The sequence below is a fragment of the Mycobacterium asiaticum genome (genome assembly GCF_001673315.1).
GTDB classification, from domain to species: Bacteria; Actinomycetota; Actinomycetes; order Mycobacteriales; family Mycobacteriaceae; genus Mycobacterium; species Mycobacterium asiaticum_B.
In genome coordinates, this window is the sequence record NZ_LZLQ01000086.1 from 13,379 (window position 1) to 25,665 (window position 12,287).

9 protein-coding genes are annotated in these 12,287 nt (G+C 64.3%); 4 read left to right on the forward strand and 5 right to left on the reverse strand.

Annotated features, from left to right (window positions below; genetic code table 11):
* Positions 1 to 23: 23 nt before the first annotated feature.
* The 3 genes from tatC to A5636_RS12990 all read left to right on the forward strand — a co-directional run bounded on the left by tatC (position 24) and on the right by A5636_RS12990 (position 4,627).
* Positions 24 to 977: a twin-arginine translocase subunit TatC gene (tatC, locus tag A5636_RS12980; protein ID WP_155763794.1), complete on the forward strand. Its 954-nt coding sequence runs from the start codon at positions 24 to 26 to the stop codon at positions 975 to 977.
* A gap of 102 nt (positions 978 to 1,079) precedes the next feature.
* Complete coding sequence (locus A5636_RS12985; RefSeq protein WP_065159088.1) at positions 1,080 to 3,821, forward strand: DEAD/DEAH box helicase; 2,742 nt, start codon at positions 1,080 to 1,082, stop codon at positions 3,819 to 3,821.
* Between the two features lie 80 nt (positions 3,822 to 3,901).
* Positions 3,902 to 4,627 carry a DUF4333 domain-containing protein gene (locus A5636_RS12990; protein ID WP_065159055.1) on the forward strand — a complete coding sequence of 242 codons (726 nt, stop codon included), beginning with the start codon at positions 3,902 to 3,904 and terminating at the stop codon, positions 4,625 to 4,627.
* On the opposite strand, the gene A5636_RS12995 is transcribed toward A5636_RS12990, so the two are convergent.
* A complete protein-coding gene (locus A5636_RS12995; RefSeq protein WP_065159056.1) occupies positions 4,628 to 5,584 on the reverse strand; it encodes a 5'-3' exonuclease in 957 nt (318 codons plus the stop codon).
* 39 nt (positions 5,585 to 5,623) lie between these two features.
* Here A5636_RS12995 and A5636_RS13000 point away from each other — a divergent pair, with 39 nt between their 5' ends.
* On the forward strand, positions 5,624 to 6,760 hold the full coding sequence (locus tag A5636_RS13000) for a M24 family metallopeptidase (protein ID WP_065159057.1): 1,137 nt from the start codon (positions 5,624 to 5,626) through the stop codon (positions 6,758 to 6,760).
* A 63-nt stretch (positions 6,761 to 6,823) separates the two neighbouring features.
* Here the strand turns inward: A5636_RS13000 and A5636_RS26165 are convergent, their stop codons facing one another.
* The 4 genes from A5636_RS26165 to A5636_RS13020 form a co-directional block, all read right to left on the reverse strand.
* A complete protein-coding gene (locus A5636_RS26165) occupies positions 6,824 to 7,618 on the reverse strand; it encodes a DUF5631 domain-containing protein (protein WP_155763795.1) in 795 nt (264 codons plus the stop codon).
* A gap of 2,114 nt (positions 7,619 to 9,732) precedes the next feature.
* Positions 9,733 to 10,263, reverse strand: coding sequence for a hypothetical protein (locus tag A5636_RS26170; protein ID WP_155763796.1), 531 nt, complete (start codon positions 10,261 to 10,263; stop codon positions 9,733 to 9,735).
* A 111-nt stretch (positions 10,264 to 10,374) separates the two neighbouring features.
* Positions 10,375 to 11,349 carry a hypothetical protein gene (locus A5636_RS13015; protein WP_065159058.1) on the reverse strand — a complete coding sequence of 325 codons (975 nt, stop codon included), beginning with the start codon at positions 11,347 to 11,349 and terminating at the stop codon, positions 10,375 to 10,377.
* A gap of 89 nt (positions 11,350 to 11,438) precedes the next feature.
* Complete coding sequence (locus A5636_RS13020; protein WP_065159059.1) at positions 11,439 to 12,164, reverse strand: hypothetical protein; 726 nt, start codon at positions 12,162 to 12,164, stop codon at positions 11,439 to 11,441.
* Between the last annotated feature and the right edge of the window lie 123 nt (positions 12,165 to 12,287).

Sequence of the window (12,287 nt, forward strand, 5' to 3'; positions counted from 1 at the left end):
CGGGTGTCACCTGACCGAATGTCGTGAAAGCTTCCCGGGTTTCAGCGCGCGCTTTTGGTCCTCTCAAACGGCTCAATCCCCGTAACCGGCGCAGTCGCGTCAACCCCGACGGGACGATGTCGCTGGTCGAGCACCTGACCGAGCTGCGGGCCCGATTGCTGATCTCGCTGGCCGCGATCGTCGTGACGACGGCGTTCGGATTCGTCTGGTACTCACATCCGGTATTCGGGCTGGAAAGCCTGGGTGAGTGGCTGCGGCAACCCTATTGCGCTCTGCCGCAGTCAGCGCGGGCGAACATCAGCGCGGACGGGCAGTGCCGGTTGCTGGCCACCGCGCCGTTCGACCAGTTCATGCTGCGGCTCAAGGTCGGCATGACGGCCGGGATCGTGCTGGCCTGCCCGGTCTGGTTCTACGAATTGTGGGCGTTCATCACTCCCGGTCTGTACAAAAAGGAGCGCCGCTTCGCGGTGGCTTTCGTGATCCCGGCAGTAATGCTGTTCGTCGCCGGCGCCGCTCTTGCCTACCTGGTGTTGTCCAAGGCATTGAGCTTCCTGTTGACCGTCGGCAGCGACGTGCAGGTCACGGCACTCTCCGGCGACCGGTATTTCGGGTTTCTGATCAACCTGCTCGTGGTCTTCGGGGTCAGCTTCGAATTTCCATTGCTGATCGTGATGCTCAATGTCGTCGGCATCCTGACCTACGAGCGGCTCAAGGCCTGGCGGCGTGGCCTGATCTTCGCGATGTTCCTGTTCGCGGCGGTGTTCACGCCCGGTTCGGATCCATTCTCGATGACCGCGCTCGGTCTGGCGTTGACCGTGCTGCTGGAGTTCGCCATTCAGATCGCCCGGGTGCACGACAAGCGCAAAGCCAAACGTGAAGCCGCCGCGATCCCGGACGACGAGGCGTCGCCCATCGAGGCGCCCTCGCCGATACCGGCGCCCTCGGTCATCGGCGGATCCCATGACGACGTCACCTGAGTCGAACGGCCGCGAGCGCGCGTGTCCGCACAGGGACACGCCGGTGCGGGTGGCATTAAGCGGACCTTCGTGCCGCGGCCTGAAGGCTGCAGCGTGACTGATCTGACCGATCTGCCCGAACTGGCCCGCTTCAGTACCGAACTGCCCTTTGCCCTCGACCCCTTCCAGCTACGCGGGTGTGCCGCGCTGGAACGTGGCCACGGCGTGTTGGTCTGCGCCCCGACCGGCGCCGGCAAGACCGTCGTCGGGGAATTCGCCGTGCACCTGGCGCTGGCTGCCGGCGGCAAATGCTTCTACACCACGCCGCTCAAGGCGCTGAGCAATCAGAAACACACCGATCTGACCGCGCGCTACGGCAAGGACCGGATCGGATTGCTGACCGGTGACCTCTCGGTGAACGCCGACGCCCCAGTGGTGGTGATGACCACCGAGGTGCTGCGCAACATGCTCTACGCCAACTCCGCTGCCCTGCAAGGGCTTTCGCATGTGGTGATGGACGAGGTGCACTTCCTCGCCGACCGGATGCGCGGCCCGGTGTGGGAGGAGGTCATCCTGCACCTGCCCGACGAGGTGCGCTTGGTCAGCCTCTCGGCCACCGTGAGCAACGCCGAGGAGTTCGGCGGCTGGATCCAGACCGTGCGCGGCGATACGACGGTAGTGGTCGACGAGCACCGCCCGGTGCCGCTCTGGCAACACGTGCTGGTGGGTAAACGGCTCTTCGACCTGTTCGATTACCGGCCCGAGGCGCCCGCCAAGGACAAACCCCACGTCAACCCCGAATTGCTGCGTCATATCGCGCATCGCCGCGAGGCCGACCGATTGTCTGACTGGCAGCCGCGACGTGCTCCGCGGGGCGGTTCGGCCCGCGGCGGGCGGCCCCGTTTTTATCGCCCGCCGGCCCGGCCGGACGTGATCGCGTCGCTGGACTCGGCGGGTTTGTTGCCGGCGATCACGTTCGTGTTCTCTCGCGCCGGGTGCGACGCCGCCGTGCAGCAATGCTTGCGGTCGCCGCTGCAGTTGACCACCCAGGAGGAGCGGGCTCGGATCGCCGAGGTCATCGAGCACCGTTGCGGTGACCTGGCCGACGCAGATCTGTCGGTGCTGGGCTATTACGAGTGGCGCGAGGGGTTGCTGCGTGGGCTGGCCGCCCACCATGCCGGGATGTTGCCGGCTTTCCGGCACACCGTTGAGGAATTGTTCACCGCTGGCCTGGTCAGAGCGGTATTCGCAACCGAGACGTTGGCGCTGGGCATCAACATGCCGGCCCGCACCGTCGTACTGGAAAGACTGGTCAAGTTCAACGGCGAGCAGCATGTGCCGCTCACGCCGGGGGAGTACACGCAGCTGACCGGTCGCGCTGGGCGGCGCGGCATCGATGTCGAGGGACATGCGGTGGTGCTCTGGCACCCGGAAGTAGAGCCGTCGGAGGTCGCCGGCCTGGCGTCTACCCGCACGTTTCCGCTGCGAAGCTCGTTCGCGCCGTCCTACAACATGACGATCAACCTGGTTCAGCACATGGGTCCGGAACAGGCGCATCGGCTGCTGGAGCAGTCGTTTGCCCAGTATCAGGCAGACCGGTCGGTGGTCGGCTTGGTCCGCGGCATCGAGCGCGGAAAGGGAATGCTCGACGAGATCGCCGCGGAGCTGGGCGGGCATGATTCGCCAGTGCTGGAATACGCCCGCATGCGTGCACGAATCAGCGATCTGGAACGCTCTCAGGCCCGGGCGTCGCGCCTGCACCGACGCCAAGCCGCCAGCGACGCACTGGCCGCGTTGCGCCGAGGCGACATCATCACCATCACCCACGGCCGCCGCGGCGGACTGGCGGTGGTGCTGGAAACGGCCCGCGACAGCTCCGATCCGCGGCCGCTGGTGCTGACCGAGCACCGGTGGGCGGGCCGTATCTCGTCGGCCGATTATTCGGGTGCCACCCCACCTGTGGGGTCGATGACCCTGCCTAAGCGCGTCGAGCATCGCCAGCCACGGGTGCGTCGGGATCTGGCCTCCGCGCTGCGCTCGGCCGCCGAGGGTCTGACCATCCCGGCGGCGCGGCGGAACAAAGAGGACGCCCACTACGACCCGGAACTCGCCTCGTTGCGGGAAGACCTGCGTCGTCATCCGGCACACAACGCGCCGGGAGTCGAAGAGAAGGTCCGCGATGCCGAGAGGTACCTGCGGATAGAGCGGGACAACGCGCAGCTCGATCGCAAGGTAGCCGCGGCCACCAACTCGCTGGCGCGCACCTTCGACCGGATAGTGGGTCTGCTGACCGAGCGTGAGTTCATCCGGGGCGGTGCCGATGATCCGCAGGTCACCGACGACGGCCGGCTGCTGGCGCGGATCTACAGCGAGAGCGACCTGCTGGTGGCCGAGTGCCTGCGCAGCGGCGCGTGGGCCGGGTTGAAGTCCGCCGAGTTGGCGGCAGTGGTGTCCGCCGTCGTTTATGAGTCCCGCGGGGCTGACGGGCCCGGTGCACCATTCGGTGCTGAAACCCCGACGCCGCGACTTCGGCAGGCGCTCGTGCAGACGGCGCGGCTGTCCGCGGCGTTGCGCGCCGACGAGCACACCCACCGGATCGCGCAGAGCCGGGAACCCGACGACGGCTTTGTTCCAGTCATCTACCGATGGGCAAGCACCGGCGATCTGGCGGCGGCGCTGGCCGCGGCCGAGGCCACCGGAAGCGGTGCACCCTTGTCAGCAGGAGATTTCGTACGGTGGTGTCGGCAGGTTCTTGACCTGCTGGACCAGGTCCGCAACTCCGCCCCGGACCCCGACGTGCGGGCAACAGCCAGGCGCGCTATCAATGACATTCGGCGCGGCGTCGTCGCAGTTGACGCCGGGTAGGCTGGGCCGGAGCTACGGTGTGATCGGCGTACCACCACGGGGGCCAACGTGGCCAGGACAATACGGACTGAGGAGCAGTGATGAGTGGACCGCAGGGACCGGACCCAAGGTGGCAGCAGCCCGGCCAGGGTTCCTCGGACCCGACCATGGCGGGCTCGCCGTGGCAACAGCCCGGTGGCGGCCAGGACGCAACCTGGCACGCCCAGTCATATCCGGCCGCTGAGTACCCGGGCTACCAGCAACCCGGCGAACAGGCCTATCCCCAGCAGCAGTATGGACAACCCGGGTACGGGTCAGACTTCGGTTCGCAGGCCACCCAGTACGGCGCGACACCGCAGTACGGGCAGGCGCCTCAATACGGGCAGCCGCCGCAGTACGGCCAGCCGCAATACGGGCAACCGGGTCAGCCTGGTCAGTATCCGCCGCCCCAGGGTGTGAACGCCTACGGCCAGCCCGCTCAGGGTCCCAAGCGGTCAAAGACTTTTATGGGTGCGGTGATCGGCGGGATCGCTTTGCTCTTCCTCGTCGTGCTCCTGGTGCTCGGGTTCGTGGTGCCCGGGTTCTTCGTCACCACCAAGTTGGACGTCAACAAGGCCAACTCCGGCGTGCAGACGATCCTTACTGACGAGACCAACGGTTACGGCGCGAAGAACGTCAAGGACGTCAAGTGCAACGGCGGTTCCGACCCGGTGGTGAAGAAGGGCGGCACCTTCGACTGCACCGCGAGTATCGACGGCGCATCGAAGCGCGTGACGGTGACGTTCCAGGACGACAAGGGCACCTACGAGGTCGGTCGCCCGCAGTAATCAGTCGGGCAGCCGGTCCAGCGCTTTCTGCAACCGCGAGATCGAGGATCCGACGCCGTACTGGGTCGCCAAATCGGCGGTGCGCTTCGGGTCAGCTGCGTGCAGCGGCAATTTGTCGGTGCTCGTCGACAGCGTGACGGGGGCGTCGGTAGCCACCCGCACGACCTGTTGTGCGGCTTCGATGTAGTCGCTGGCTTTGCGCAGCTTGGTCCGAATACCGTTGGCCAGCTTGGATTTCGGGTCATCAGCTGCGGCCACGATCGCGTCCAGAGACCCGTGTTGGGCGAGCAGGCTGGCCGCGGTCTTCTCGCCGACCCCGGGTACCCCGGGCAGTCCGTCGGAGGGGTCACCGCGTAGCAGCGCCAGTTCGGCGTAGGCCGGACCCGCGCGATGCGCTGGGACCCCGTACTGTTCGGCCACTTCTTTGGGGCCGAACAAGGTCGCCTTGGAGAGCCCGCGCCCAAGATAAAGCACCCGGACCGGGACGGGGTCGTCGGCAACTACCTGCAGCAGGTCCCGGTCCCCGCTGACGACCACCACAGGGTCCTTGTGTTCCGCGGCGGCCAGAGTGCCCAGCACATCGTCGGCCTCATAGCCCGGCGCGCCGGCGGTTGGGATCCCGAAGGCGTCCAGTAATTCCATGATCATGTCGATCTGTGGGGTCAGCTCGTCGGGTACTTCCTCCACGTCGGGCTCACCCTCGGGTTCGGGTTCGGCGACCCGGTGTGCTTTGTAGGAGGGGATGAGGTCGACGCGGAACTGGGGTCGCCAATCCAGGTCCAGGCACACCACCAGCCGCCCCGGCTTGTGTTGGGTGATCACGACGGCCACGGAGTCGATGAATCCGCGAACGGCATTGACCGGCCGGCCATCGGGAGCCTTGATCGACGACGGTACTCCGAAGTAGGAGCGGAACCACATGCTGGCGCCGTCGAGCAGCAACAGGGGAGCAGGCATGAGGTAATCCTGCCAGGCCGTCCGGTTAGCCTGGCTGGCATGGACTCTCACCGATTCGAGGGCGCGGTTTATGCCCGTCGCCTCGGCGCGGCCGCCAGTTTGGTCGCCCGAGCCGGGCTGGCCGGCCTGGTGATCACCCCCGGCTATGACCTGCGGTATCTACTCGGCTCACGCGCAGACACTTTCGAACGGCTGACCGCGTTGGTGGTGCCGGCGGTAGGGGATCCGGCGGTGGTGCTGCCGCGGTTAGAGCTCGCCTCGCTGAAGGAATCCGCTGCCGCGGAGCTAGGTCTGGATGTGCGGGACTGGGTCGACGGCGACGATCCATACCGATTGGTGAGTGAGGCCCTGGGCAGTGCACCGGCCGCTGTGGCGGTGACCGACTCCATGCCGGCGTTGCACTTGCTGCCGCTGTCCCACGCGCTGGGTGTGATGCCGGTGTTGGCCACCGACGTGCTGCGCGAGTTACGGATGGTCAAAGAACCGGCCGAGGTCGATGCGTTGCTTGCGGCCGGCGCGGCGATTGATCGAGTGCATGCGCGGGTGCCGTCATTTTTGGCGCCGGGGCGAACGGAGGCTGATGTCGCGGCTGATATCTCGGAAGCGATTGTGGCAGAAGGCCATTCGGATGTGGCATTTGTGATCGTCGGCTCAGGTCCGCACGGCGCCGACCCGCATCACGGCTTTTCGGACCGACAGTTGAAGGCGGGCGACATTGTTGTCGTCGACATCGGCGGCACCTACGGGCCCGGCTATCACTCGGATTCGACGCGTACGTACAGCCTCGGCGAACCGAATGCCGAAGTGGCTGAACAGTATTCGATTTTGCAACGGGCCCAGCGCACGGCGGTTGAGACGGTGCGGCCCGGGGTGACGGCCCAGCAGGTCGACGCTGCCGCACGAGACGTACTGGCTTCGGCCGGTCTGGGGGAGTATTTCGTGCACCGCACCGGGCACGGCATCGGACTGTGCGTGCATGAAGAGCCCTACATCGTCGCCGGAAATGAGCTGCCGCTGGCGACGGGCATGGCGTTCTCGATCGAGCCGGGTATCTACTTTCCCGGTCGGTGGGGGGCTCGCATCGAGGACATCGTGGTCGTGACTGAAGATGGGGCTTTGTCGGTCAACAATCAGCCCCACGAGCTGACCGTGGTGCCGATGTCCTCAAATCGTTGACCACTGCCCAGAGCCGAAGGGCACTCGGGCTCTGAATCGGAGCCATCGTTTGATCAAGGCAATTCAACTAGTGGGCTGGCCAGCAAGAAACCACGCGAGATGGTAGTTGGCGACCTTCTTATCACCGGCCACCAGTGCGTCGATCGATGCGAGCAGTTGCCAATTGCCGACCTTGTTGGCATCGATGTGGTGGGGGTAGGCATCGAGCACTTGGCTGCTGATCGTGGCCAGATGTTCTTGCAGCAGAGTAATTTCCGAGTCCAGGACACCTGTGCCGGCTGAAGCCGCCTTGGCCAGCGTGTGGGCTAGTCGCGGCAGGCCGTCGCGCCACTGGGTGGCCCGGCTGAGTTCCCAGCCGAGATCGGCAATGTCCGGCGCGGATCGCGGCCGCGGCGAAGTGGGCAACGGCTCGGCGTCATCGGGAACGTGGTGAGTCGGGGTGTAGTGGGCGGTGACGGTGACTTCACCGAGCAAAGCCTCAAGGGCGCCGCGGCGTCGTGCCGGTGGTAGCAGCGTCACCACGGACGGCAACGCGATGCGGGGCGGGATCCAACCGCCGGCCAAATCGGTCACTAGCACGGTGGTATTACCGGCGCGGTCGCCGGCCGCCCACGCTAGGCGCGGTTGCTGGCGCGCGACGGCGTTAACCAGGCGCTGCAACCGGGCGCGCGCAGTGGCGTCGGCGGATGCGGCGCCGACGGCCGCGCCGGTCGCTGTTGCTGCGACGGCCTGGGTGCCGATCGATGACGGTGGCGATGGCGCCTGGGTGGGAGTGGTTTGCCGGACGAGCGGGGATTGGCCCGGAGTTGCTTGACCGGCCGACGGGCTTACCGGTGCCGAGCTTGGGGTTGCAGACACGGGCGGCGGGCTGGGCGCTGGGGGCGGGTTGAGGGTCGTCGACACCGGTGGCCGGAGGTCGGAACCATACGTTGGCAATGCATTAGCGGCCGAAGGTGTCAGGGGTGCGATCGGTGTTTGCGGCGCTGCCGCGACGATCGCGGGTGCTTGCGGCGCGTCCGGCACGGCCGCATGGTAAGTGGGTGTTGGCGCTTCGGTGGCCGACACGTGGACCGGAGGGCTCGCTGCGGCGGCTGGGACTGCCGTTGGTGCATGCGGCATTTGAGCTTCTGTGGGTGTCACTGGCATCGATGCGGCGGCGTGCGCGGCCGCGGATATTGGGGCTCCGGACTCCAACCCCTTATTGAAGCTTTGTGCGAGTTCGGCGGGAGTGATGCTTGGGGTTTGGGGGAGTGCGGGAGCGGATGGGAGCAACGTCCCGGGTAACGGTGCACCTCGACCGCTTATTGCGGGCGGGATAGATGTGTTTGCCGTCCCAGAAGTGGAAAACCCAGGGACTGCGGGGGCAAGGGCAGGCGGGGCCGCAGGCGGCGCCGCAGTCGCATGCGTCCCAAATCCGCCGTGCGGCGGAGTGGGTGATAGACGTCCAACTGGCAACACCTGTCTTGGCGCTGCTTGGCTGGGAACCGACTCGTTGATCGCTGCGGGCTCTAGTACAGATGGAAGATGGTCATTCAGAAAGAGTTGCGGTTCTGCGCATCCCGGTTTGATTGGGGGCGCTTCACCTTCTTGCCGGCCGAGTGACGTTGGGAGCTGGCCGACTCCAAGTAATTGCGGAGAGGCGGAGTTGTTTACCAAACTTCTGATTGCGTCGTTTAATTCCCGCTGATCCTTGGGATTCTGGAAGATGTGACCCATGTCGACGCCGTGTGCTTGAGCGAACTGACGCGTCGTTTGTCCCGCGGCTTCTACGTCAAGTATTCGCTGTACAGCGTCGGCCACGTTACCGCCATACTTTGCAACAGCCATGTTTGCAATCGCGTGATAGTTGTTGATCAACGACAGGATTGCAGCCACCTTGGTCTCTGGGGACTGCTTGGAGTCTTCGACCGCTTGGATTTCTTTGTTTCCTTCTTCAGCCAAACTCGATAAATCCTGTCGGAGGGAAACTATGCTGTCATAGGCAGTTCCATATGCCTGCTCTTTCACCATATTTTTCTCAGCTACTAATCTGGCTTGGTGTTCGCACGTACGAAAAGTCGCACGTAAATCTTCAACTGTGCTACCACTTTGGTCAGCAAGTAATCCGGATTGCGCATCGCGCAGAGCGTCACCAAACTCGTTAAACCGTGTGCGTATTCCGGTGCGATTCGCTCTGCCGCTGGCGACGGCGGCTAAGTCGGTATCGTCGGGCCAATAATCGCCTACAAGTACAGGCGACCACTTGCCGGCAGGAAAGGTCATCTGCACATCTCGGCGACTCTTGATCCGGCACGTTCGACAGCATTCTGTGAATCCTGCAGTTCCGAATCACCGGCCTCAGCCATGTAGTTGATTGCAAGCATTTGATATGAATCGGCTAGTGCTCTAGTTGCCGCTGCAAAGTCGTTTGGGGTGGCGGATTCCTGTTGCAGCACCTTTAGCAGATATTCGCCACTATCGAACAGCGCGATTCGCGCATTCGCCGCTAGCCCCAGCAAGGTGGCGGGGTCGTTGCCACCACCCCGGCCCGTATTGGCAAGTACCGCGTGGTGCACCTTTGCATACGCAGCGCACACCCTCCTCTTCGCTTCGGCAACTTGCTGGCTCGTGTATGTGGGAGGGAGCGGTGGTTCGTGCTTCGGCAAGGGTCGAAACCAGGCGCCTACGGCGACTCCGACCGCCAGCAGCGCAATTCCTAGCGAGACGATTGCGAGCCACCTCGGCACCCGACTACGCGCGGGCGGCATCGCGGGCGGCCAGGTCGGAGGTTGCTGCGAAGGCACGTTAGACACGCGTGGATCGTATCGTTCCCGCGTGAAACCGCCAGTCATGCTTTGCTACGCGACACGTGAGAGGCCGTTGACCAAATACTCACGCGCACAGACTCATTGTGCCGGCGGATCAAAGGACTCGAAACAGGACTTCCGCGGTTGTCGTCCGATAGGAGTACCATGTGCCTGGCGGTAAATCCGTCATTTGCAGAGTGCTTCGATTCTGACTGCCTCTTCATTTCCAATATTTAAGGTATCCTTCATCTGGCTATCAGCAAGACCGTTAAGGTAGTCAATGACGAGCTCTTCGTAAATATCGGAAATCTTGCGGGTACTTACCTTGAGCTCAGATGGTGTGGCAGCCTGCGCTGACAGGACTGTTCGAAGATATCCGCTGCCCGCAAGGAGCGCTTGACGACCATTTATCGCGAAAGCAAATCTGGCAGTCTCGTCAACGCCAACCTCACGAGAAGAACTCGCTTTGATCGCCTGGTGCACTTTCGCATACGCAGCGCACACTTTCGCCTTCGCTTCGGCAACCTGCTCGCTCGTGTACGAGGGGGCGGGCGGCGGTGGTTCGTGCTTCGCCAATGGTCGAAACCACGCGCCGAGGGCAACTCCGATCGCCAACAGTGCGACCCCTAGCGAGACGAGAGCGAGCCACTGCGGCGGCCCAATATGCGTCGGCGGTGTCGCGGGCGGCCAGGTCGCAGGGGGAGGCATGTTAGACACGCGTGGATCGTAGCGTTCCACCGAAAAACCGCCAGTCACCCTTTGCTGGGTGCGGCGTGACAAGGAGTCGATCTCCTGATCAAGCTCAAAGGCAACGTTGCTGTCGTCGGATCACGAACCCGAATCGGGACCTTCGCGTTTATCGTCGGAGAGCACTATGCGTCTCGTCGCTACCGGTTTGCCGTCGATGTGCTTGGTCACCGCCGGCAGCGTGGGGGGAGCGGTGATACGCCCCTGCACCGGTGCGCCATTTTTGACAGTAGGTCCGACGATCCGTTTGGTGTCGGGCTTGGCCTCGCTGCCGGAAGCGCCTGCGCCGTGCATGGCCCCCGGCGGCATCATCGGCATTGCACCGCCCATCGCCCCGCGTTGAGCCGCCGCAGGTTCGGGCACACTCGGCGCCGGCGCCGAGGCGGCCTGCGACGATGCGGGCACGGTACCGGCTGAGGGAGTCGGCGGCGGCCCGAGCATCGCCGTCGGATTGGTTCCCTCGAAACCGCCACCCCCACCGCCAGCGCCCTCGCTACCGCCGCCTCCGCCGGCACCAGAGAAGTGGCCGCCCCCCGCACCGAAATCGTCCCCACCTCCGAGCAACTCGTCGGGATCGACCTCACCGGCGCTGGCGCCAGTCCCTTGCTGCATCATTCCCATGCCCGTCTGCATGGCCTGTTGCCCGGCCTGCGCAAGCTGTTGCGGAATCTGCATAAACGGCTGCAGAACCCCACCGAGCGCTCCGGCGATTCCGCCCGCTACCCCGGACGCCATCTGCGGCATCTGCTGCAGCATCTGAGACATCTGCCCCGCGCCTCCGACACCGGCCAACTGCGCGGCAGCTTCGTTTTCGTTGGCAGGAAACTTGGCGAGCGCATCGTTAACTTTCGCGTCGCGCTCGTCATGCCCGCTCTGCGCTTCGCTGTTGTCGTCGGCGTCACCGGCGTTGGCGGCCGCGCCGAGCGCCCTGAGCAGTTGGCTGATGCCCGAATGCCCGGAAGCCAGCTGATCAGGAGTGATCGCCGGTGGCGGTGGTATCCCGAGTAGCTGCGAAAGTTGGTCGAGCATGATGCGTAGCTCGTCGTCCCCGCTCATCGTGTCCTTCCACCTACGGGGCCAGGTGCCCTCCTGGATCGGGTGATGCTATCGCCTATCGGTGATTCCGGTTAGTCAGTACGGATTTTTCACCGCTTCAGCGGGTTGGGGTCATCAACAACCGCGTTGTAACGCAGGATCATGTCTCGGTCAGGTAGTACGAGTCTGACCGGATCGTCTTGATAGATCTGGGTGTACAACGCGGCCAGTCCCCGACTTAGAGTTTCGTCGTAGATGCCAGATTCCACGTGAATACCTCTGCTAAACAACTCATCTGGACTGCCGATGCGTCCATCGATCAGGTACTGCGGAGGAATGTTTGTTACCGGGTGTCCGGATGCGAGGACGGCGTTCAGTATCTCGCGATCAGCTCGGCCAATTGACATGGTGGGCAATCGATGATCCGTCGGGAGCAGCATCCCGGTCGGGGCGGGCCCCAGCACATCACCCTCAATTGCCTGACCGACTATTCCGAGCGCTGGCGCGGCAAATGGGCCGGCTCCTGGTATTGCTCCTGTCACTGCGGCCAAGGTCTTCACCCCCAACTCGTAGGCCGTCTTCTTCTGGTCATATTCCGTCCGCCGCGCGGCATCTTCCTGCAACGCATGGCTTTCCACCTGCGCTTGAACCGCGTTGTGGATCCCGGCGTCGACCAACCCGCGCAGGGTCATAGCGTCGTGCAAGTGGGCGTTGTAGTTCGCCATATGGGGTGTGTGGCTGGTGAGCGTCTGAATGTAGTTGCCCTCGGCGAGAATCGCCTGCCGCTCAGCATGCCCATTGAAGTAGTCCGACGCTGCCTTGTCAGTGCTGAGCACCGAGAAGATCCCCTTGGCGACGGGTCAAGGCCGACGTGCCGAGGTCAGCTCACAGATTGATCTCAACACTCCTACAGTTGGACAACGTTTCTCGTCCCCTTCCGTAGCGCCGTGCCAGGGTAA